This window comes from Pseudomonas sp. TNT3, assembly GCF_010095445.2.
In the GTDB taxonomy this organism is placed as follows: Bacteria; Pseudomonadota; Gammaproteobacteria; order Pseudomonadales; family Pseudomonadaceae; genus Aquipseudomonas.
Genome location: NZ_WFGV02000073.1, coordinates 1 through 22,459 on the forward strand (window position 1 = coordinate 1; position 22,459 = coordinate 22,459).

Here is a 22,459-nt window from a genome sequence, read left to right on the forward strand (position 1 = left end):
CAGCGCGGCCATGACGTCACGCTCGCCGAGCCCGCCGAACCCATGCTCGAAGGTGCTCGCCAGCGCTTCGCCGAAGCCGGCCAGAACGCCACCTTCATTCAAGCCCCCTGGCAGGACCTGCTCGGCCAGCTCACCGAACCCTATGACCTGGTGTTGTGTCACGCCGTTCTGGAATGGCTGGCCGAACCCCACGCGATCCTGCCCGTGCTGCATCAGCTGACCAAACCTGACGGCTGGTTGTCCCTGGCGTTTTATAACCGCGACGCGCTGGTCTATCGCAACCTGCTCAAAGGTCACTTCCGCAAAATGCGCAAGAACGACATGGCCGGCGAAAAGCAGAGCCTCACCCCCCAACAGCCCCTTGATCCGCGCGAACTCGCGGCGCAACTTGAAAGCCTGTGGCGGGTCGAAACACAGAGCGGGGTCCGGGTTTTTCACGACTATATGCCGGTGGAGTTCCAGGCCCGCGTCGAGCTGGTGGACCTGCTTGAAATGGAGCTGGCTCACCGTCGTCACCCAAGCTTTGCCGGGCTTGGGCGCTACTTGCACTGGATCTGTCGGCCGGTCTGATCGGAGCATGAAATGAAAAGTCGTTCAGGGTTACTGGTGTTCTGTCTGGGCTTGGCCGCTTGTCAGGGCAGCAATCCTTATGTGGCCACGTCCAGGCCCTTGCCGCCCGCACCCCCGCAAGCGGCCACGACCTTCGACCGCAGCGCCTACCCGGCACCCCCTCGTGACTACGGACGCTACCGCAGCTGGGCCTGGTTGAACGGGCAACTGCCGCCGGGAACTGCGTGGGCGGATTCCGCACAGGTTGCCGAAGCCGTCAGCAACGCCCTCGATCAGCGCGGCTTGCGCCCCTTGCATGACAATCGCCCGGCCGACCTGTTCGTCAGCGCCGACCTGCGTGTGGAAACCCGTTTGCGCCAGGTACGGGACGACTATTACGGCGGCGGTTATTACGGTGGTGGATACGGCGGATACAACCATTGCTGTGGCAGCGGTTATGGCGTCTACAACAGCGTGCCGATCGTGCGGACCTACCAGGAACAGGTCGTGGTCGTGCACGTCGATATGTTCGACGCACAAAGTGGCCAGCCGGTGTGGAGCGCCAGCGCAGAAACCAGCGATACGGGCACTCAAAGTGCGCGAGCGGATGCGATCAGGACGGCTGTGGAAAAGGCCATGTCGGCGTATCCTCCCAGTTAGCTTCTGTAGATAAGAAGCATTGCGCAGGTTCATGCCGTTCTCCGGAGAAAAATCATGTTCCGCCGACTCGCTTTACTGGTTGTGGTTGCGCTGCTCAGCGCCTGCGCCTCGGATCAGGTCAATCACGACTTCGACGCCAGCCGCGACTTTGCCGCCTACCGCAGCTGGAGCTGGAAAGACCCCGCCCTGCAATATCGTCCTGATGACCCGCGGATCAAGAGTGACCTTACCGAGCAACGCATTCGCCAGTCGGTGAGCGAGCAGCTCGATCAACGCGGCCTGCGTCCAGCCGCTGCCGGCACTCGAGGTGACTTGAGCGTGCAGACTTATCTGATTATTGAAGAGCGCCAGCAACAGGTGACCACCAATTACGGCGGCGCCTGGGGTGGCCCTTGGAATGGTTACTACGGCGGCCCGATGTACAACGAAACCCGTAACATTACCTACAAAGTGGCGACGATCCAGATCGACCTGCTTGATGGCAAGGACGGCAAGCTGGTGTGGCGTGGCAGTGACGAGCAGATGCTCGCCCGCTCCCCGAACCCGACCGATCGCAGCAACGCGATACGCGAAACGGTCGGACGGATATTGGCCAATTATCCGCCCAAGTAATTCAGCGCAACCCTCGTAGGAGCCAAGCTTTGCTCCCAAAGGGAATATTGTTCACTTAAGCTGAACGCTTACATTTGTGGCGAGGGGATTTAGAGAACGTCGCACCGCCCCGTTGGATTGCGAAGCAGCCCCAAAACTTTACGACTGCTGCGCAGCCGAACGGGGATAAATCCCCTCACCACAGTATTTTTCTCGTCTGAAGTTCGTCTCAGTGAACAGTATTCTGCTCTTGTGAGAGCTTTTCCTGTGCGCGATAGCGAGTTGCCAGCAACCTCTCCAACCCTTGTCTACACTGATTTTTACCCACGGAGGTAATCCTCGGCAGTACGCCGGCAAAGGAGTGCGCGATGTCTCCCCGCATGCAGTTTCGCGGCCCGACCGCTCAACGCGGCGCGATCGGTTTGATGGCGGCGCTGACCCTCGGCCTGGCGATGATGTTCATGTTGCTGGTGGTCGATAGCGGTCGGCTGTACCTGGAGCAGCGCAAGTTGCAACGGGTGGCTGATGTGGCTGCGCTTGAAGCGGTCAGCCGAGGGGGTAACTGCAAAGCTGGCCTTTCGGCGGCAACGTTTGTCCGGCAAAGTGCCGCGCGCAACGACTTTGTCGCCGCTATCGATAAAACACTGGTCACTCAATGCGGCTTCCTGCTGACCGGGGCCGACTCTTTGCGCACGTTCAACGTTGACCCGGACAAGTCTTCCGCCGTGCGGGTAGTCGCGGGACATACCGTCCTCACGAGTTTGGCCGCCGGTGTTTTGGCCTTGTTTTCCAGCGGTCCCGTCAGTCTCGATACAACACTCAGCGCGACAGCGGTTGCCGCGGCGCCATTGCCACCCACGGCTCAATTGAGTATCCGAAGCACCGTCGCCGATGTCAGTTTGCTTAACCCTCTTTTTTCAGCCCTGTTGGGGAGTTCGGTGAACCTGACGGTGGCCAGTTGGAATGGGTTGTTATCGGCGCACCTCAATTTGCTGGATTACTTGAATCAGCTGGCCGTTGATTTACGGGTGACGGCCGGAGATTACGATCGGCTTCTCGCTGCTGACGCCACGATCAAACAATTGCTTCAGGCCGCTGCTACCGTTGCGACGCGCAACGGTGCAACCGCAGATGTCGTTGCGGGGCTCAATGCCTTGACCTCCGTGGCGGTCAACCCTGGCACCCTGCATATAGGCGATATTCTCAAACTCCAGACAGGTGGAAATTCCTCTGCGTTGAATGCCGATCTAAACGTCTTTCAATTGGTTCAAGGGTTCGTCCAATTCGGCAACAGCCAGAATGCGGTCGCGGCGAATTTGCCGGTCAGCCTGCTGGGACTTGGCTTGGGTGCCACGGCGAAAATAAGAGTCATCGAGCCGCCGCAGTTTTCTGTGATCGGCAATCCGGCGCTTGCCAAGCTGGATCCTTTGGGGGCAAACAGGATTTACGTGCGCACAGCACAAGTCAGGACCTTGGTAACCATCGATTTGTCTCTTGTGACAAACCTGGTGGGCGTAGTGACGGACTTGTTATCCGTCGTCACGGGGTTATTAGGTCTGGATTTGCGAGTGCTGCCCGATCCGAACCTTGATATCAGTCTTGAAGCGGGTGGAGGCAACGTGTATGTCACCGATTTCACCTGTGTCAGCGACACCAACAAAAGTCTGACGGTCAAGGCAACCACGGAGGCGGCTCGGCTACGCGTAGGCCGAGTCACGTCTGATTGGGCTTCATCCACATCGCCCATGACAGTCAGCGCATTGCCGCTTTTAGACATTGGCTTCAAGCCCTGCTTCACCTGCGCGCGTGTTGCGTATGCCGGTGGCGGCGCAGATATAAAGATCGACGTCCCAGCCTTACAAAGCACTGCCAACCACACCTTCATCAACCCTCCGGCTATGGGGCTTCCGGGTTCTGAACCTCCCTACAAACTGGTAGCGACCGATCCAATTGCAAGCATGTCCAAATCAGTCAGTGGCGTGAAGCTGACCCTTCACGAACCGACGTTCAATCCCGGCCTTCTGGCTTTGGTTTTCAAAACACTTCTGAGCATTGTTGATGGCGTATTGGACCTCCTGACATCGACCCTCAACACAATCCTGAGTCCACTGTTGGACAACCTGCTGAACAAGGTCATGCAGACGCTGGGAATCGATGTCGCGAAAAGCCAAGTGAGCGCCAACCTGAGCTGCGGCCAGACCGGCAAAGCGTTTCTGGTGATTTAGTTTTCCAGCAAAATCGGCAATTCAATACAAAACCGCGCACCTTGCGGCGAGTTGCTGACGCTGAGCCGTCCACCCATGTTCTCGACAATCCCGTAGCTCACCGACAGCCCCAACCCGGTACCGACACCGACCGGTTTGGTGGTGAAAAACGGTTCGAATATGCGCTCCAGCAACCTTGGATCGATACCGCCGCCGTTGTCCTCGACCCACAGTCGTACATGCTGCGCATCCCGTTCGGCATGCACTGCAATCCACGGCTCCAGCTCACGATTCGTTTCACGTTGCGCGAGCAGTGCATCCCGGGCGTTGACCATCAGGTTGATCAACACCTGCTCCAACTGATCGACATAACCGCGAACCTGCACTTCGAAGTCGACCTCGCTGACTCGCAACTCCACGCCTTTGCCGCGCATGCCGTCGGCCAGCAGCGACAGTGTGCCTTCGATAGCGTGCGCCGGATTGAACGGATGCTGCTCGATCTCGGAACGGCGGCCGAACACGCGCATGTGATCCACCACCCGCGCGGCACGCTGGACCTGTGCATCGATGCGGTTGAGCTTGTCGGTCAGGTAGTCGATCTGCACATCACCGCTGCTCAGACGTTTGAGCACATTGACGATGGCCATGCGCATCACATTCAGCGGCTGGTTGATTTCATGGGCCAGGCCCGTGGCCATTTCGCCGAGGGTGGCCATTTTTGCGCTTTGAGTCAGTTGCTGCTGGGTTCGCCGGACTTCGGTGTTGTCGCGGCCCACGGCCTGAACCTCCAGCAATCGCCCCTGCTCGTCGAACACCCCGCGATCCGACCAGACCCACCAGGCGTGCTCCCGTCCCGGCAGTTGCAAACTGATTTCCGCGCTACTCACCGGGCATTCAGGGCTCAGATCACTTAGCCGCATAAGAAACGCCTCACGCTGTTCCGTGGACATCCAACTGCCGAGGTTCACGCCGGGCAGTTGTTCGGGCTGGCATTCGAGGTAAGTCGCCAACGGTCGATTGCCGAATGTCAGGGTCAGGTCCGGGCGGTAGCGGCAGATCATGGCCGGTGAATCTTCCACGAGGATGCGATAGCGCTCTTCGCTTTGTTTAACCTGCTCGGCCGCCAGGGTCGCTTCGGTGACGTCCAGCCACAGGCCAACTGCTTCGACCGGCAACCCGAGGTCATCGCGCAGCAATTTGGCTTCATCCAGCAGCCAATGGTAATCACCGCGACTGTCACGCAACCGATAGCGGGCACGCACCGAACCTTCGCGCAGCAACAGGCGTGTGCGTTCGAAGTACTGATCGCGATCCTCCGGGTGTATCCGCTCCACCAGCGCTCCGACGCTGCAATCGGCGAGGGACAATCCCAGCAGAGGCAACAGGCTGTCGCTGAAAAAGGTCGGGTGCAACACCCCTTCGGCATAGCGCTGCACGTAGATAACCGCAGGTGAACTGGCGATCAGGTTGTCCAGGCGCGCGTGCGCTTTTGCGGCATCCTGCTGCTGGTTCTTGATGTCGCTGATGTCGAGCATGAACCCGATCAGACGCCGGTGTTTTCCGATGCCCACCGCTTGGCCCTGCAGGCGATACCAGATCGGTGTTTGCGCGGCATCGGTGCGATGCAGGCGTACGCACAGCGACAACGCCACGCTGTCGTTTTGCAGGGCTTGCAAGCGCGCGTTCAATTCTTCGCGTTCGGCGGGGTGCACGTGATCGAGCCATTCCTGGAGTGACAGTTGCGCGTTACCGAGCCCTAAAGTGCTCGCCAGCGAAGGGGCCAGATGAACCGACTCAGTGTCGTCGAACAGCTCCCACCAGCCTGTGCCGAGCAACGTTTGCAACGACTCCATGCGTTCCAGTTGCAGGCGGTGACGGTGCTCGCGCAAACGCTCCAGCAGGGGAGCGGCCAGCGCGGCAGTCAGGTCCAGCCAATCGCGATCATGCATGTCAGGCGCACGCTGTTGCGCCGGATACAGACCACACAGCAACCAGGCAGCCACGCCTTGCGCATCGTGATAAGGCACGACGAATCCATCGGCGTTGCCAAAGAGGCTTTGTAGCCGTGGGTGCTCGCTGCGACTGAGTTGCTGGGGCGCGGAGCCGTTCAAGCTATCGAGACGGGTGCCCAGGCGCTGATTGTCGTGCCAAAGATCGGGCGCGTCGAAGGCGGTGTAGTGGTGAAGAACCTGCCAGCCATCGCCCTGTTCATCGAGCAATGCGATGGCGATGCTGGGAATCTGAAAGCGCTGGGCCACGCACTGCAATTGCTCCGTCAGCACCTCGGGCAGGCGCGCCAGGCTGCACAAACGCAGTTGTTCATTGGCCTGTGCTGCCAGCTGTTGGCATTGCTCGCGAATGCGTGCCTGTCGGCGTTCCAGCAACAGATCGCCGATGTCGAGCAGTTGCAGCAACCAGGTATCTGCCAGCGGCTGAACCCATCCGCGCAGGTGCAGGGGCTGTCCGCCGAGCCCCTGAAAGTCGAGGTCCAGGCTGTGTCCCAGCCACTCCTCGGGCGTCCCTTCGACGGACAGGCAACTGTCGGGCATCAGGTAGCTGGTTAATGGCGCGGGGTGTGCGTGAGGTGTTTGCTGGGCGAGCGCATGCCTGAGCGGACCGGTTAAGTGAATGACGCCGCCGTGGGCGTCCAGGTGGACTTGTAGACCGATGCCCGGCGTGCTCACCGTGTCCGGTGCAATCGGTGGAGCCACCCGTTGTCGCTGGAGTAAACGCCCGAAGAGCGTGTCACCACTGCTCAAAACTGCAGGCTCGATTGAGCGCTGAGCGTCGTTGGCAAGTTGGGCACCGACCCGACCCCCGGCAACACCAAGGTGGGCAGGACGTTGTTCAATTTGCTGCTGGGATAATCGATGCTGACGGTCAAAACACCGGCCGCATAAACCGCCTTGGCATGGTTGGGGACACTGAATTGCAGCCCGGCCGGAATCCAAGACAATCGTTGGGTCAGCACATCTGTCGCCACTTTCTCGACAGCCTGTTTGTAGTTGGCGGTTGTCGGGTCCACGGCCACGCTGCGGCGAACCGCTTCGGCGGTCGACTCGTTGAATGACTGCATCAATAACAGCGGCAGGCTGTAACTGAGCACGCCATACAGCACGGCAAAAAAAATCACGAACACCAACGCGAATTCGATGGCTGCGGCGCCTTTTTGCTGGCGAGGGAGGGCGGTTTTCATGTGTGCGTCTACCCTGACAATCACAACGTAATGTCAGCATAGAATCATTCAGCCAAAACGGACGGCTTTTACTTATGCAGAGCGTTTTTCTACTGATCTGGCTGATGATTTGCGCGGCGCAGGATGCTCGGGAGCGGCACATCGCCAATGCCCTGACGCTGGGGGTTGGTGCGTTGGCGCTGGCCTGGTTGCTGTGGACAGGCAACACCTGGCTGGGCGCTGAGGCCAGGCAGGGTGGTCAGGCTTTTTTGCTGGCGCTGGCGTTCACACTGCCAGGCTACTGGATGGGACGCCTGGGCGCCGGGGATGTGAAATTAGTGACAGCTTTGGCGCTTGCGACGGACGGTATGCATGTTCTGGGTACTTTTATCGGGGCCGGTGTCGCGAGTGTTTTGTGGCTGCTGATTTCGCCAAAAGTCTGGCTTTATATGGGTCAGTCACTTAGAGGGCACTTGCGATACATGGGACCTGAAATGTCAAAAAAACAACCCTTTGCGCCGTTCGTTCTGGTGGGGGCGGCACTCACGATGGCCTGGATCCGCTAGTCACTTACTCTGTGTGCAGACCGAAAAAGTCGTCTACTTTCAAGTCATTCGTAGTAGTACAGCGTTTGGCTGTCGGTACAGGAATGGCCAGGTTTTGGCGTCGGCATGGAGTAACACGTGAACAAGCTCACCTCGGTAGTAAAAGTCCTTGTGGTCGACGATCAGCCATTGATCGTGGAAGAACTTAACGAGTTTCTCGAGAGCAGTGGATATCGCTGTGTTCCCTGTGAGACCAGTCAACAGGCGATTGAATGTTTCACTGAAGATGCGGATATCGGCCTGGTGCTGTGTGATTTGCACATGCCGGGCATGGATGGCATTCAACTGGTCAAGGAGTTGCTGCGAATCGCGGGCAAAGATCGGGTGTTCGAGGCGATCATGCTGACCGGCCGGGCTGACAAGCAGGATGTCATCAAGGCATTGCGTGCAGGCTTTGCCGATTACTATCAGAAACCTATTGATCTTGATGAGTTGCTGCAGGGCTTGCACCGTCAGATGGTGGCGCTGCAGGAGCGGCAAAAGGGCCTGCAGTTGGGGCATTTGAATCAGAAGCTGCAGTACCTTTCCGAGTCCATCGATGATCTGTACCAGGACCTCGACAAGGTTCGGCGCAGTCCTTCGCCGCGGGGTTCTTCGGGCGCTGGTTTGAGTGAGGCGGATCGGTTGGAGATTCCTTCGATTTTCAATCAGCTGTCTCCTCGGCAACTGGACGTGGCGCGGTTGGTGGGTAAGGGGCAGACGAATTATCAGATTGCGTGTGAGTTGGGGATTACCGAGAACACGGTGAAGTTGTATGTGTCGCAGGTGTTGCGGTTGACGCATATGCATAATCGGACGCAGTTGGCGTTGGCGCTGTCGCCCAGTGGTTCTGGCTTGCGGCAGAGGGTTACGGCGCACTGACCTTTGAGCTGCTTGCGCTTTTTGTAGGCGTGAGCCTGCTCGCGATGACGGCCTGTTGGTTGACCCGATTTATGCGGATGTATTCGATCCACTGTGGGAGCTGGCTTGCCGGCGATGGCGGCCTGACAGCCGACCATTCTTTTGCGGATGTACCCCGATCCCTGTGGGAGCTGGCTTGCCAGCGATGACGGTCTGACAGCCGACCCTTTTTTGCAGGTGTACATATCCATTGCTGCGGTAACGGCCACTTAGGGTTTCGCCCTTACGGCGACTCACTTTTTTTTCAAACGCCAAAAAAAAGTAAGCAAAAAAAGGCTCGCCCCAAGCGTACGGCACCTCGCTTAGGCTCGGTGTTCCCTCGCTCCGGTATTCATCTGGGGGCATCGCCTACGGTCTGCTTCGCGACGACCTCCTCTCGATGTGTGCGGCTTCGCCGCACGGCGCTTCGCGCCTGACCCCCAGATGAACACCTCCACTCGGCCTCCCGAAAGGGCGGGTGGATCAAAAGCCGGATCAAGATCAAAAGCTTGCAGGCGAGCTAACGCTCGGCCTTGAGTGGTGAAGGGCAAAGGCGCTGGGTGGTGGATTATTTTTGATCTTCTGTAGGAGCAAAGCTTGCTCGCGATGACGGTCTGTCAACCGACCCCATTCATGCGGCTGTACTCGATCCTGTGGAAGCTGGCCTGCCAGCGATGGCGGCCTGACAGCCGACCCGATTCATGCAGATTTACTCGATCTATTGTAGGAGTGAGCCTGCTCGCGATAGCGGCCGATTGACCGACCAGATTCATGCGGATGTACCCGATCCCTGTGGGAGCTGGCCTGCCAGCGATGGCGGCCTGACAGCCGACCCGATTCATGCAGATGTACTCGATCTATTGTAGGAGTGAGCCTGCTCGCGATAGCGGCCGATTGACCGACCAGATTCAGGCGGATGTACCCGATCCCTGTGGGAGCTGGCCTGCCGGCGATGGCGGCCTGACAGCCGACCTGATTCATGCAGATGTACTCGATCTATTGTAGGAGTGAGCCTGCTCGCGATAGCGGCCGATTGACCGACCAGATTCATGCGGATGTACCCGATCCCTGTGGGAGCTGGCTTGCCAGCGATGGCGGCCTAACAGCCGACCTGATTCATGCAGATGTACTCGATCCATTGTAGGAGTGAGCCTGCTCGCGATAGCGGCCGATTGACCGACCAGATTCATGCGGATGTACCCGATCCCTGTGGGAGCTGGCTTGCCAGCGATGGCGGCCTGACAGCCGACCCGATTCATGCAGATGTACTCGATCTATTGTAGGAGTGAGCCTGCTCGCGATAGCGGCCGATTGACCGACCAGATTCATGCGGATGTACCCGATCCCTGTGGGAGCTGGCTTGCCAGCGATGGCGGCCTGACAGCCGACCCGATTCATACAGATGTACTCGATCTATTGTAGGAGTGAGCCTGCTCGCGATAGCGGCCGATTGACCGACCAGATTCATGCGGATGTACCCGATTCCTGTGGGAGCTGGCCTGCCGGCGATGGCGGCCTAACAGCCGACCAGTTTTTTGCAGGTGTACATATCCATTGCTGCGGTAACGGCCACTTAGGGTTTCGCCCTTACGGCGAGGCACTTTTTTCAAACGCCAAAAAAGTACCCAAAAAGGCTCGCCCCAAGCGTACGGCACCTCGCTAAAGCTCGGTGTTCCCTCGCTCCGGTGTCCATCTGGGGGCATCGCCTACGGTCTGCTTCGCGACGACCTCCTCTCGATGTGTGCGGCTTCGCCGCACGGCGCTTCGCACCTGCCCCCCAGATGAACACCTCCACTCGGCCTCCCGACGGGGCGGGTGGATCAAAAGCCGGATCAAGATCAAAAGCTTTCAGGCGAGTTAACGATCGGCCTTGAGTGGTGAAGGGCAACGGCGCTGGGTGGTGGCTTGTTTTTGATCTTCTGTAGGAGCAAAACTTGCTCGCGATGACGGCCTGTCAGCCGACCCCATTCATGCGGCTGTACTCGATCCTGTGGAAGCTGGCCTGCCAGCGATGGCGGGCTGACAGCCAATCCGATTCATGCAGGTCTACTCGATCTATTGTAGGAGTGAGCCTGCTCGCGATAGCGGCCGATTGACCGACCAGATTCATGCGGATGTACCCGATCCCTGTGGGAGCTGGCTTGCCAGCGATGGCGGCCTGACAGCCGACTTGTCTCTTGCAGGTGTACATATCCATTGCTGCGGTAACGGCGGCTTAGGGTTCGCCCTTACGGCAACGCATTTTTTTAGCATCTCACCGATTTTTACTGCGTAGGAATAATCAACACGGTCTGTCTGATGAAACGCGGTAAGGCTTTTGCGGCCGCTTCGCGACCCAGCGCGAGCAAGCTCGCTCGCCACAAAGATCGGTATTTGTAGGAGAATTTTGTAGGACCTGCACGGGCTACATCGCCTTGCGCCGTTGCCTACATCTACGCCAGAATCCGCCGGCTTGTGCGCCTTGTAACTGGACTCTATCGTCTGCTCGTCGCTGTCAATTCAGCGATCGGGTTTAGCAGCCCAGCGATAAATCAAGGCGTGTCATAACGCAGGCAGTTTGCGTTATGGCGGCTGTGCGTGGGGCACTTCGGTGCGCCGGGTTCCTTGATTCCTGGTCTGCTAACCCGTGCACAGTCGCCACCCTTATTCGTTTAGCAGCGGATCGTGGCGGCTCCATCAATCAAGGAATTTTACCATGCCAAAACCAACCCCCAATCCCCCCGAATCAACCACCACCACTGCATCCCACCGCGACCTCAAAGCCGCCATTCTGAAAAACTCAAAACCCCATAGCCCCAGCAAAATGTACGCAATCGTCGCGGACATGGACACTGAAAGCCTGCTGGCAAATGCCTGCGAATCCCTGGCTTCGGCAAGCATCATGGCCAGTGATTTCGCGACCTTTCTGGATGGGCCGCAGCGCAGCATGCTGTTGGGTATTCAACAGGTGGTGATGCTGGCCGATCTGGCGGTGAATCAGGCTCTGGACAACCTCGATCCGCGAGACTGAATGCTGAGTTTTTGTGGCGAGGGAGCTTGTCGAAGCTTCGCACCGTCCCGCTCGGCTGCGCAGTAGTCGCGACTATTTTTGGGGCCGCTTCGCAGCCCAGCGGGAGCGAGCTCCCTCGCCACAGGAATTGGGGTAACCAGCAACTGCGCGCATCAATTCCCCTCCACCGTCCCCGCCGTGTCCTGTCCATAAAAATCCGGTATCTCGTGCTCGAAGCTTTTCAGGAACCGCGCCATGGCTTTTTCCCGTTCGGCCGCCGAGGCGGTTTGTGGCGTGTGGGAGGCGGCCTGGTTTCGGCTTTGCAGTGTCAGCCAGCCTTCGGTTTCCTGTTGTTGAGGTGATGAGGGGCCGGGGTCGAGGGCATGGGCTGGGAGGCTTAGCAGGCCCAGGCTGCACAGAAGGATCAGCTTCATTTTGTTCTCCTGGCCACTACTTCGTGACGTCGGTAACGATCGCCACCTGGCCGCTGCTGGACGGCCGCGGGGTGGTGGGGGTTTTGAGTTTTTCGGCGCGGGCCTGGGCGTCGCTGAACTGTTCGGGGCTCAGGCCGGCACGGCTGACCACTTCGCCGGCTTGCTGCCAGTTATCCTGGTAAATCAGCAACGCCACCAGATTCACGGCCGCCAGTTGATCGCTCTGTTTAAGCTCGATGGCGGTGAGGAATTCGAAGCGGGCGTCGTCCAGGCGTAGCTGGTTGAGGTAGACCACGCCCAGGTCGTTGCGGATTTTTTCGTCGGTCGGCGACAGTCGCGCCGCTCGCTGCAGATGTGCCTGGGCCAGGCCGTTGTCGCCACGTGCTGCCGCCAGTTGCCCCAAGCCGTGCTCGGCTTCGGCAGCACGGCAACTGCCGAGCAGGCTGCGGTACAACGGCTCCGCTTCGCTGCGTCCCAGCAAGCGGTAGACCCGGGCTTTGCGCAGTCGCACATCGGCCAGGTTGTCCGGCAGGTTTTGCAGGTTGGCGAGGCTGGCGTGCAGCTTGCCGTCCTTGGCCATGTCATCGGCCAGGTTCAGTGCCAGCTCCTGATCGGCGCTGGGTTTAGCGCAGCTCGAGGTGGTCAGGGCCGACCAGGGCGCTTGGCCGTTGGTGGCGCACCCGCTCAGCATCAGCAGGCTCAGGGCAGCGAACAGTATTTTCATCAAGAACCTCTTCAGGACGCGAACGCGCGGGCGATGGCGGTAAATCCCGGGCCTGCCAGCACAATCAACAAGGCGGGGAACAGGAATATCATCATCACCACCGACATCTTGGCCGACATTTTCGAGATGTATTCCTGCAGGTTGGTCAGGCGTCGATCGTCGAGCAACTGCTTGAGCGACAGCAAGGATTTCATTGCGCCGCCACCTTGCTGGATCAGTTGCTGAAGGATGATGCAGGTGTCGGTGAATTCATCGATGGCCAACACATTGGCTGCCTTGTTCAATTCCTGCCCGAGCTCCAGACCCGAGTCCACCCGGGCCAGAATCAGGCTCAGTTCCTGAGTCACCTGCGGCAACAGTTTCCGGGCTTCGGTGCTCAAGACGCGCAGGGCCTGCTCCACGGCCATCCCCGATTCGAACAAGATCCGTAGCAGTGGAATGAGTGTGGAAATCTCCACGGCGATCTGTTTCTGGCGTCGTTTGGCCGCATAGGCCAGCAAGCGTTTTGGCAGCAGGTAACCGATGCCCAGCCCGAAGAATGGCGCGATCCAGTGCGTCTTCACCTGGGGATAAAACAACTCTTGCGCCAGGAAGACCAGCCCGGCCACCAACAGCGGCGTGCCGACCTGCAAGGCTGCAAAGATCGAGCGCTGCCGGGCGCGGCGCCATCCAACGCGGTTGAGCAGCACTTGGGTTTCATTGTCGAGGCTGACGCTGCGCTGTCCCAGCTTGCTGTCGCCGAGCACGCGTAGCCAACTGCCTAAGCGATTGTCGCGCACCATCTGGCCATGCAAGCGCTGGTTGATCTGGCGTTCCCGACGGTGACGCGCAAACAGATCGCCCACTACCAGCAGCATGGCGGCGAGCAGTAGCAGCGAACTGATGATCAGTGCCGTGGCCATATCAAATGCTCCTTAACATGCGCCAGAGCACCAGGCAGCCCATGATTTGCAGGCTGGCGGCGATCATGAGCATTTGCCGGCCCCCTGCGTCGTTCCACATGCCAAGCATGTAGCCAGGATTGACCAGCATGAAATAGCTCACCAGGATGAGCGGCAACGACCCCAGCACCCAGGCCGTCATGCGGGTTTCGCCGGTGAGCGCGCGCAGTTGCCGGGCGCCCTGTTCGCGCTCGCGGATCAGTTTGATGAGGTTTTCCAGCAGCTCACTCGCGTTGCCACCGTAGCGGTGATTGACCTTCAGCCCGAGGGCGAACATGCGCAGTTCGTCCTGCTCATACAATTCGGCAAAATCGCTCACCGCTTCCGGCAGGCTCACGCCCAGTTGCACGTTGCGCTGGACCCGTCCCATGGCAGCTTTCAGTGGATCTTCGCTGACGTCGATGGCGCCCATGACCGCATCTGCGAGGGTGCGACCGGATTTGAGACTGCGCACGGTGTGGTCCAGAAGCTGTGGCAGTTGTTCTACGATTCGGCGAATCCGCCGGCGATAGCACCAGGAGACGTACACCCGTAACGCCAATGGCGGCAGTACCAGCAACAGGAAGAACCCGCTCCAGCTCGCCACCGCAAAACCCAGCAACATCGACAGGGCCCACAGCGCCAGCCAGAGGCCCAGTTTCTCTGTCGGGCGGCCAAGCCCCGCACGCAAAAAGGCCCGCTCCAGCCCGGTCCAGGAGCTTTTGGCCGGCTCCAGTTCCGGCTGACCCTGAGCCAGCCGATTGAGTACCCGTTCGGTGCCGGTCTTGCGCAGGCCCTGGTAAAACAGGCGAATCGAAAACGTCAGCAGCAACACGCACATCAGGCACAGCATCAGAGGGCCGATCATGGGCAGGCGCCTCGCGGTCAGTTGTGCGGCAAGGCCGACTCGCGGCGCAGCTTGTCGCCAGCGGGATTGACCGCCTCGCGCAGGAAGCCGAAACCGGTGCGTCGATCAAGCCGGAAAAGGGTGTTGGTGACGTACACGTCTTCGCGAATACCCACCACTTCGACGACTTCGCTGACGCAGCGGCGACCATCGGGCATGCGCGTCAGCTGGATCACCACGTCCAGTGCTGCGCAGATCATTTGCCGCAGCGTGCGTTCGGCAATCGTGCGCCCGGTCAGGCCCACCAGCGTCTCCAGGCGCAACAGTGCATCTTGTGCGTTGTTGGCGTGCACGGTGCTCATGGAACCGTCGTGGCCGGTGTTCATGGCGGTGAGGACGTCGACCACTTCGACGCCACGAATTTCGCCGAGGATGATCCGGTCCGGGCGCATCCGCAGTGCGTTGCGGATCAAATCGCTGGCTTTCACTTCACCGTGTCCTTCGGCGTTTGGCGGTCGCGTTTCGAGGCGCACAACGTGTGGATGGCCCAGCTGCAATTCGGCAACGTCTTCGATGGTGACCAGACGCTCGTGAGGGTTGATCAGCTGGCTGAGAATGTTCAGCAGCGTGGTCTTGCCGGTACCGGTGCCGCCGCTGATCAAAATATTGCAGCGCCTGCCCACGGCTTCCTGGATGAAATCGAAGATCGCCTGATCGATGGTTTGCATCGCCATCAGGTCCGAGCTTTTGAGCATGTCTTTGCGGAATTTTCGAATCGACAAACACGGGCCGTCGAGGGCAATCGGCGGAATAATCGCATTGACCCGACTGCCGTCAGGCAGCCGTGCATCGACCATGGGCGAGGACTCGTCGAGGCGTCGACCGAGGGGCGCGAGGATGCGTTGCATGACGCGCTCGACGTGATGTGCATCGATAAACCGCAGATCGCTCTGGTGCAACACGCCGTCGCGTTCAATGAACACCCGGTGCGGGCCGTTGACCAGAATCTCGGTCACCGCCGGATCGCGCAGCAGCACTTCGAGCGGGCCGAAGCCGGTGAGTTCGTCGACGATTTCTTCGGCCAGACGCTCCATCTCATAACGGGAAATCGCCAGGTGCAGTCGGGCAATGTATTCAGCGATCTTGTCGATCACGAACTGCGACAGCACCTGACGGGAACCTTCCAGCAGGTTTTTGCCGGACTCTTCGATGGCATCGATGATGTACCGGTGCAGCACCAGCTTCAGGCCTTCGTGGTCGGTGTTGCCGACCGGTCCGCGCGTTGGCGCACCGAAGAGTTTTTCACTGCTCATTGAGCACCCCTCAGTCGGTTGAACCAGCCTGTTTTAGGTTTGGCCAGGCCTTCGGAGCGTTTGGCCAGGCGTTCACCCAGGGTGCGCAGGCTTTGGGTCAGGGCTTCGCGTGGGGCCAGTTCGAACAGGGTCATGCCCTGGTTTTTGGCGTTGAGCCGCACCTCAGGGCTGTAGGCGAGGGTGGCAATGGTCTCCATCGCGAAACTCTTGCTCAGGGTCTCGGCGTCCGGTGCGACGTTGCGCAGGTAGCGGTCCACCAGCAATTTCGAGTGGTCGAGCTTCATGCCTTTTTCGCGCCAGAGATTGAGTACTGCGAGGTTGCGACGGCAGTCGAGCACGTTCTGATCGGTGTACCACAGCAGCTTGTCGCAGTGGCTGACAAAGGTGCGCAGCGCTTCACTGTCCGGTTGTCCGGTGAGGTTCACCACGATGTGCTGGAAGTGTTGGCGCAGGGCGCTGAGCAGCATGTACAACTCAGCGGCGCTGGTGTGCTCCAGCGGTTCATCGTTACCGGCGTACGCGAGGATCCGCAGCCCGACGTCACACCGGGTGAAGGCGCTGTCGATCAGCGTCGCGTCCAGGCGTCGCAGATGCCGCAAGGCATCTCCGAAGTGAAACGAGCTCTCCAGCCCGAGCAGCGCCAGGCTGTCACCCCGGGGCAATCCCAGGTCCAGCAACAGCGTCTGCTGACCGCTTTTTTGTACGACTTGCGCCAGGTGGGTGGTCAGCAGCGCGCCGTCCGCATTGCTTTGAATCCCGTAAAGCACTGTCAGGCCACCCAGTTGAGTGTTGGGCGCCACGGGTGGCAGGCGTTTGCTCAAGCGCCGCACCAGCCCAGCGACTTCGCTGGAACGCGAGCCATACGCGACAAAATCCCGCGCACCTGCACGCATGGCATTGAGCACCAACTGGTTGTCCATGCCATCGCCCAACGCCACGATAGCCAGCATCGGTTTGGCTTCGAGTGCACCCTCGATCAGCGCGCTTTGGGCCACCACGTGTTCGCGGTCGAGGCCGACGAAGACGAGGCTGGCGAAGGTGACGTCGACCAGCGCCAACAGCTCGTCGAGGCTGCCCCCGCCTGCACTGACCACCTGCCCCAACGGGGCGAGGGCGCCTTGCAGCCACTCAAGGTCGGTGCTGTTGCGCGTGATCGCCAGGAAGGTCTGACTCAGGTTCTGGCTCATTGCGATAACCCGCTGCGTTTATCGAAGTTGCCGTTTTCGAGGAAGTACATGCGATAGAAATTCGGGTCGTAGTTGCGCAGTTTCTCGCCCGGCAGCGAGGGCAATTGCGCGTTCGCCGCCAACGGCTGAACGAGGTGCGGGGTGACGATCATCAGCAGCTCGCGTTCTTCGCGGTTGATGTTCTGATCACGGAAAAAAGCCCCGAGGATCGGGATATCGCCCAGGCCCGGAAACTTGTTTACCTGTGAGCTGTTGCGAGTGCTGATCAAGCCGCTGATCACGAAGCTTTCGCCATCGGCCAGGGCGATGCTGGTGTCGGTGCGCCGCACGGTCAGCGCCGGCACCACCGTGCCCGCGATATTCACACCGTTGCTGTAATCCAGCTCGCTGACTTCAGGCGCGACTTTCAGGGCAATGCGATTGCGCCCGACAATCGTTGGGGTCAGCGTCAGGCGGATGCCGAACTCTTTGTACTCGATCGAGACGTTGTCACTGCCGGAGCTGGGCACCGGGATCGGAATTTCGCCACCGGCCAGGAAACTCGCACTCTGGCCACTCAGCGCTACAAGGCTCGGGCGCGCCAGGGTGTAGGCAAAGCCGCTGCCTTCCAGGGCGTTGATCATCACCATGGTTTTGCCACCGATCCATGAAATGTTGAACTGGCCGTTGTCCACTGGCAGTCGGGGCTGGACCACACCGTCAATCGTCGGCAAGGTTCTGGGCGCGCCGAACAGGAAGTTGCCGCGGGTGCCGAAAATCGAGGTCGACGCTTCCTTCAGTTTGGTCCGACTGACTTCTACAAAGCGGATGTCGGTCTGCACTTGCGAGGGCAGCAATTCGTCTTCGGAGGGCAATGTGGCGGCGGTGAGCGCGGCGGTCGCTTTGCCCTGAACGAACACCATGGTCTGGCGGGGCGAAGTGGAGCAGGCGGTCCAGACCATCAGGCTGGTCGCGCCGGGTGCGACACCTGTCAGCAGAAAACCACTGTTGCCCGTGGTGCGTACGTCAGCGATTTTCGGATCGCCCACCGCCAGTCGCGTGATCGCCACTGGTGACTGCAGCTCCTGTTGCAAGCCTTCGCCCACCTCCAGAACAGCGGGTAACGGATTCAGTGCGGTGCAATTGCTGGCAGCCGCGAAGCTGTTTTCGACAGGCACCGTCGACAACATCAAGCAACCGAGCAACGGGTAGAACAGCGGCATGGAACGACTGGGCATGTAGCTATCCTTGCTCGATCATGGGGTTTGTTGCGTAACCTGATTACCGCGAATAATTTCCACCGCAGGGCGGGTTGCAGCGGTGCGAACAGGGTTGCCGACGGGTGTTTTAGGCGCGCCACCCAATGCCAGTTGGGTGAACTGAAACAGGCTGCTGTTCGCCGCATCGAGATGCCCTGACGCGTCGTTTTCTCCAGCCCAGTATTTGGCCAGGCGCTGCTCTTCTGCGCTGCGCACCGCAAGACGCAAGGTGCCGACTTGTGTCGCCAGCATCAATCGGCTCACCAGCGGTTCCGGGACCGCCAGCAGCACGGTTCGCGCGGCAATCTTGCGTTGTTCCTGTTTGATTTTTTCTTCGGCGGTCAGGGCGGGGGATGCCGGCTTGCCGTCATTGGTCAGGCCCAGTTGATCGCCAACGCCGAGCACGCGCATGGCCGGGACGACGATCTGTGCCGACTGTTGCAGGTTGCTCGCACCCTGGGGCAAGAACAGCAGCACATCGACGTAGTCCCCCGGTGCCAACTGACCGGCAGCACCGATCACTTCGTCGACCGCCACCGCGAGCGCACGCTCGTTGCTGTGGATCATGCGCGCTAGTGTTCCACCGGCTTCGAAGCTGTCTTCGCTCAGCCAGGTGCCGGCACTGAGTGAACGCCAAGGCGTGCGGCCGACGGCTTGCTCGATGCTGCTCAGGCTGCCCGCCGGGGCGCTGCGAAGTTTTTCCACGGCCAGATCGGCGGCGGTCAATGGCGTGAAGGGCGCAACGTCGTGCACCAGGACCACCACCGGTTGGCGGGTCTGGTCTTCGGCGGTGGCCACGGTTTTTTCGAGGGCAATGCCAGCACTTGGCGTGGCGACGGGTTCGGCAACGGGGGTACGGCTGAGCATCAAACCCCAGTATCCGGCAACGCCGGCGCCGATAAGCAGTAGCCCGGCCAGGCCCATGGTGAAGCGACTGTTCATGACGGCTCTCCCTTTCCTGCTGCAAGAATTGACCGTTATCCAGACGGTGTAATCCATGCTCAGGCAGCTATGAACATTCCAACTATTTCGCTATTTGACGGTAGCGCAGCTAGGGCGAAACGCCATTAGCCTCGGTGAAAATATCTGGCAAAGTTTGCGAAGTGGCCGAAATGACGGGTTTTTCCTGGCGCCAGAAACAGGACTAATACTTAGTGATTAATCCGTTCTTACAGTTGCTGGGGTCGGGTTTGTTGACAATGCTCTGGTGGCACGGAGCAATCATGTCATCGCCCGTGATACCGGCGCCCGAGGGCCCAAGGAGTTGTCAGATGTTCCTCAAACTGTATGTGAAAGTTCGCGTGTTTTTTGAAAGCACTGAAGGGGCTTCGGCGATAGAGTATGCGATTGTGGCGGCGATGGTTGCGGCCGTGATTGTGGTGTTCATTACCCCGATATCAAAAGAGGTGACTGATATTTTTACCGGACTCCGGGATGCGCTCATCGACGCACGTCCTGCTGCACCAGCCACACCTTAACCTTCCGATCTGGGTTTTATGAGCTACTGTGGTTCAACCTGGTCCATTGGTTTCGGAACACCCTATGACAGTCATTTCAATGCCACGCCAGCAGTTGCTTTTGGTCGACGACGAAGAGGATGCACTGCTGGAACTGGCTGAACTATTGGAGGGCGAGGGCTTCTGTTGCTTTACGGCGACGTCGGTCAAACTCGCCCTGCATCATCTGACCCGCCATCCTGATATTGCCTTGGTGATCACTGATCTGCGCATGCCGGAGGAAAGCGGCATGTCGCTGATCAAGCGCCTGCGCGAGCACACGTCACGCCAGCATCTGCCGGTGATCGTCACGTCCGGGCACGCGGACATGGAGGATGTCAGTGACATGCTGCGCCTTCAGGTGCTCGACCTGTTTCGCAAGCCGATCTATCACGTGCGGTTGCTGGAGACGCTCAATAATCTGTTTCCACAGCCTCAGTTGCACCGGGTCATCAACTGAACACAAATCCACATAGGAGCTGCCGAAGGCTGCGATCTTTTGATCTTGCATTAGAAACAAGATCAAAAGATCGCAGCCTGCGGCAGCTCCTACGCGAGTACGCATTCAACCTCACAATTGATAACTGAAACTGATGCTGTACCTCGGTTTGCGGTTGAACGTGTCCAACGCTTCGTCCGACATCGGCTTGGCTGCTTCCAGGGCAATGTTGTAGTACTTGGCATCGCCAAAACGCAGTCCAAGCGCTGCCGATGACAGGTTGTTGCCCTTGACCGCCAGCTCGTTGAACCAGGTCTTCGAACGATCCAGCACCACGTACGGTTGCACTGTCCGCACCCAATTCCAATCGCGGTTGAAGCTGTAGTTCACCTCATAGGCCACGCCCCAACCCTTGTCTCCGGAAGCCTGATCATCGGGGTAGCCACGGCCGAAATTCTGCCCGCCGAACACGGCGCGTTCGCTGTCGGGCAGGGTGTCGTCGCTCCAGTACAACGCACCGGAAAGAACCCCCTGCCAGTTCTCGAAAAACCTGTCGCTCTGCACACCGGATAACCGCAGTCGAAAGAAGTCCAGGTCGAGATCGCTGTTGTTGGTTTTCGCCCCCATGCCGTCGATGCCCTGGTACACGCCACCGCTGATGATGCGCAGTTGTTTGGCATCGGCTTTGCGCCAGTCGCTTTCGAAAGCCAGGGCGCGGATGTCGCTGTTGATGTCGACGCTTAGCGGAAAACCAACGACCTGATAGCGGGTCTTGTCGTTGACCGCGTACAACCTCGCACCGGCGCTGAGCAGTTCGTTGGGCGAGGCAATGAGCGGGTGGCTGAAACCGATGGAATAGCGATCGTTTTCGCGGTGTGGTTTGAGTTCCAGTCCGTTGTCGGTCATTACGTTGGTGCCGGGATCGGCGCGGTAACGCGAGGCTGACAGCGCCAATTGCGTGCCCTCGGTATTGAGGAACTGGTTGTAGTCCAGGCGGTAGTAACGCTCGTGATCGTCCCCCGGTGGAAACAGTCCGCTGAGGCTCAATTGTTCGCCCATGGCCGTCTGGGAATTGCTGCTGACACCGAGCAGCGCCTGGAGGCTGTTGCGATTGTTTTCGGTGGTGCTCAGGGTACTGGTGAACGGTTTGCGACTGGCCTGGGCGACGAGGTAAGCCGCGCCATCGGTGGTGCCCGGCGGCGGCACCTGCGCCTGCAATGTCACGCCGGGGATGCGGCTCATCAGCGTGGTGTAGCGTTCGAAGGTCTTGCGCGTCAGCGGACGTTCGGCCTGCAGTTTGGCCACCAGTTTGTCGAGCAGGCCTTTGACCCGTCCGACGTCACCTTGCAATTGATAGTCCTTGATATAGCCCTCTACCAACACCACTCGGGCCACCCCATTGCTGAACGTTTGCTGCGGCAGGAATGCGTAGGACAGCAGGTAGCCATCCTGTTGATAGCGACGGGTGATGCTGCGGGTCGCTTCGATCAGATCGGCGAGGCTGGTTTCATGGCCCAGCAAAGGCTGGTAGAGCGTGGCGAGTTCGCTGAGCGGATAAATCGTTCCGCCTTCGATCTGCACGGTTTTGAGGTTGACGCGGGTGTTCATCATCAACGGCTGATTCTGGGCTGCACCGGGTTCGGGCACCGAGGGCGCAGCGGTGGTGGGACGGTAAGCGTCGGCCGGGAGGTTCGGTACGGGAAGGTTGCGGTTGGTTTCGTTGCTGTTGAGGAAGCTGGGAAGGGTATCGGCGAGAACGCATGAACTGACGGTCAAAAACAACAGGCTTGCCAAGACGCGCATAGGACACTCCATGTTCAATTTACAACTTCGCCTGGATCATCATGTTCCAAAGAAAAAGCGGAAGACTCCTTCGAATCTTCCGCCTTCAACCAAGCGTAGGCGCTGTAGATAAGGCCGTCGAATCGGCCGGGTGCAATATCAACGATTCTTGCCGCTCAGTTTTCCGGTCAGCCCACCCAGCAAGCCGCCAAGACCTCCGGTTGTGCCAGTGTCACCGGTGCCGCCAGTGACCAGTGTGCCTACGGCGCCGACGGTGCTGCCCACGGTGGTCACGGTGTTGCCGACGGCCGTTACGACGGGGTTCGGTGTGCTGGTGGCGATGGCGCTGCCGAGGTTGCCCACCGCGCCGCCGACCTGGGTCGTCAGCCCGTTGACCGTGGCGCCCAGACCCGTCGCTGTGCCGATG

General features: G+C 59.5%; 21 protein-coding genes. 9 read left to right on the forward strand and 12 right to left on the reverse strand.

All coding sequences use genetic code 11. From position 1 onward, the window contains the following. From GBC55_RS26965 to GBC55_RS26980, 4 genes are all read left to right on the forward strand, one after another. A partial coding sequence (locus GBC55_RS26965; RefSeq protein WP_247267019.1) for a methyltransferase occupies positions 1-570 on the forward strand: 570 nt, incomplete at its 5' end. Positions 571-582: 12 nt separating this feature from the next. Then, positions 583-1,209: a DUF4136 domain-containing protein gene (locus GBC55_RS26970; protein WP_162440633.1), complete on the forward strand. Its 627-nt coding sequence runs from the start codon at positions 583-585 to the stop codon at positions 1,207-1,209. Positions 1,210-1,263: 54 nt separating this feature from the next. Beyond that, complete coding sequence (locus GBC55_RS26975; RefSeq protein ID WP_162440634.1) at positions 1,264-1,821, forward strand: DUF4136 domain-containing protein; 558 nt, start codon at positions 1,264-1,266, stop codon at positions 1,819-1,821. A 347-nt stretch (positions 1,822-2,168) separates the two neighbouring features. Then, a complete protein-coding gene (locus GBC55_RS26980) occupies positions 2,169-4,025 on the forward strand; it encodes a pilus assembly protein TadG-related protein (protein WP_162440635.1) in 1,857 nt (618 codons plus the stop codon). Here GBC55_RS26980 and GBC55_RS26985 read toward each other — a convergent pair. Both GBC55_RS26985 and GBC55_RS26990 read right to left on the reverse strand, forming a co-directional pair. Next, the gene (locus GBC55_RS26985) at positions 4,022-6,763 is read right to left on the reverse strand and encodes an ATP-binding protein (protein ID WP_162440636.1); all 2,742 of its coding nucleotides are present in this window, start codon (positions 6,761-6,763) and stop codon (positions 4,022-4,024) included. The genes GBC55_RS26980 and GBC55_RS26985 overlap by 4 nt on opposite strands. Beyond that, on the reverse strand, positions 6,760-7,200 hold the full coding sequence (locus GBC55_RS26990; protein ID WP_162440637.1) for a TadE/TadG family type IV pilus assembly protein: 441 nt from the start codon (positions 7,198-7,200) through the stop codon (positions 6,760-6,762). Before GBC55_RS26990 ends, GBC55_RS26985 begins: the two co-directional genes overlap by 4 nt. A gap of 74 nt (positions 7,201-7,274) precedes the next feature. Here GBC55_RS26990 and GBC55_RS26995 point away from each other — a divergent pair, with 74 nt between their 5' ends. The 3 genes from GBC55_RS26995 to GBC55_RS27005 all read left to right on the forward strand — a co-directional run bounded on the left by GBC55_RS26995 (position 7,275) and on the right by GBC55_RS27005 (position 11,673). After that, positions 7,275-7,745, forward strand: a complete 471-nt coding sequence (locus GBC55_RS26995; RefSeq protein WP_162440638.1) for a prepilin peptidase — start codon at positions 7,275-7,277, stop codon at positions 7,743-7,745. Between the two features lie 117 nt (positions 7,746-7,862). After that, positions 7,863-8,645: a response regulator transcription factor gene (locus GBC55_RS27000; RefSeq protein WP_162440639.1), complete on the forward strand. Its 783-nt coding sequence runs from the start codon at positions 7,863-7,865 to the stop codon at positions 8,643-8,645. Positions 8,646-11,358: 2,713 nt separating this feature from the next. Next, complete coding sequence (locus GBC55_RS27005) at positions 11,359-11,673, forward strand: DUF6124 family protein (protein ID WP_162440640.1); 315 nt, start codon at positions 11,359-11,361, stop codon at positions 11,671-11,673. 152 nt (positions 11,674-11,825) lie between these two features. On the opposite strand, the gene GBC55_RS27010 is transcribed toward GBC55_RS27005, so the two are convergent. The 8 genes from GBC55_RS27010 to cpaB are packed head-to-tail and all read right to left on the reverse strand — an operon-like array spanning position 11,826 to position 19,257. Next, complete coding sequence (locus GBC55_RS27010; RefSeq protein ID WP_162440641.1) at positions 11,826-12,086, reverse strand: DUF3613 domain-containing protein; 261 nt, start codon at positions 12,084-12,086, stop codon at positions 11,826-11,828. 16 nt (positions 12,087-12,102) lie between these two features. After that, positions 12,103-12,810 (reverse strand): tetratricopeptide repeat protein, encoded by a 708-nt coding sequence (locus GBC55_RS27015; protein WP_162440642.1) that lies wholly within the window; start codon positions 12,808-12,810, stop codon positions 12,103-12,105. An 11-nt stretch (positions 12,811-12,821) separates the two neighbouring features. Next, positions 12,822-13,712 (reverse strand): type II secretion system F family protein, encoded by an 891-nt coding sequence (locus GBC55_RS27020; protein ID WP_162440643.1) that lies wholly within the window; start codon positions 13,710-13,712, stop codon positions 12,822-12,824. 1 nt (position 13,713) lies between these two features. Next, positions 13,714-14,598, reverse strand: a complete 885-nt coding sequence (locus GBC55_RS27025) for a type II secretion system F family protein (protein WP_162440644.1) — start codon at positions 14,596-14,598, stop codon at positions 13,714-13,716. A gap of 17 nt (positions 14,599-14,615) precedes the next feature. Beyond that, positions 14,616-15,890: a CpaF family protein gene (locus tag GBC55_RS27030; RefSeq protein ID WP_162440645.1), complete on the reverse strand. Its 1,275-nt coding sequence runs from the start codon at positions 15,888-15,890 to the stop codon at positions 14,616-14,618. After that, complete coding sequence (locus GBC55_RS27035) at positions 15,887-17,077, reverse strand: pilus assembly protein (protein WP_162440646.1); 1,191 nt, start codon at positions 17,075-17,077, stop codon at positions 15,887-15,889. The genes GBC55_RS27030 and GBC55_RS27035 overlap by 4 nt, the downstream gene beginning before the upstream one ends. Next, positions 17,074-18,294, reverse strand: coding sequence for a type II and III secretion system protein family protein (locus GBC55_RS27040; RefSeq protein ID WP_162440647.1), 1,221 nt, complete (start codon positions 18,292-18,294; stop codon positions 17,074-17,076). Before GBC55_RS27040 ends, GBC55_RS27035 begins: the two co-directional genes overlap by 4 nt. An 18-nt stretch (positions 18,295-18,312) precedes the next feature. Then, a complete protein-coding gene (gene cpaB, locus GBC55_RS27045) occupies positions 18,313-19,257 on the reverse strand; it encodes a Flp pilus assembly protein CpaB (RefSeq protein WP_162440648.1) in 945 nt (314 codons plus the stop codon). A gap of 329 nt (positions 19,258-19,586) precedes the next feature. Here cpaB and GBC55_RS27050 point away from each other — a divergent pair, with 329 nt between their 5' ends. Beyond that, on the forward strand, positions 19,587-19,793 hold the full coding sequence (locus GBC55_RS27050; protein WP_162440649.1) for a Flp family type IVb pilin: 207 nt from the start codon (positions 19,587-19,589) through the stop codon (positions 19,791-19,793). 64 nt (positions 19,794-19,857) lie between these two features. Beyond that, the gene (locus tag GBC55_RS27055; protein WP_162440650.1) at positions 19,858-20,271 is read left to right on the forward strand and encodes a response regulator; all 414 of its coding nucleotides are present in this window, start codon (positions 19,858-19,860) and stop codon (positions 20,269-20,271) included. A gap of 111 nt (positions 20,272-20,382) precedes the next feature. Here the strand turns inward: GBC55_RS27055 and GBC55_RS27060 are convergent, their stop codons facing one another. Then, positions 20,383-22,053, reverse strand: coding sequence for a ShlB/FhaC/HecB family hemolysin secretion/activation protein (locus tag GBC55_RS27060; RefSeq protein ID WP_162440651.1), 1,671 nt, complete (start codon positions 22,051-22,053; stop codon positions 20,383-20,385). Between the two features lie 138 nt (positions 22,054-22,191). Continuing rightward, positions 22,192-22,459 (reverse strand): collagen-like triple helix repeat-containing protein (locus tag GBC55_RS27065; protein ID WP_178114347.1); only part of this gene is annotated, 268 nt, incomplete at its 5' end.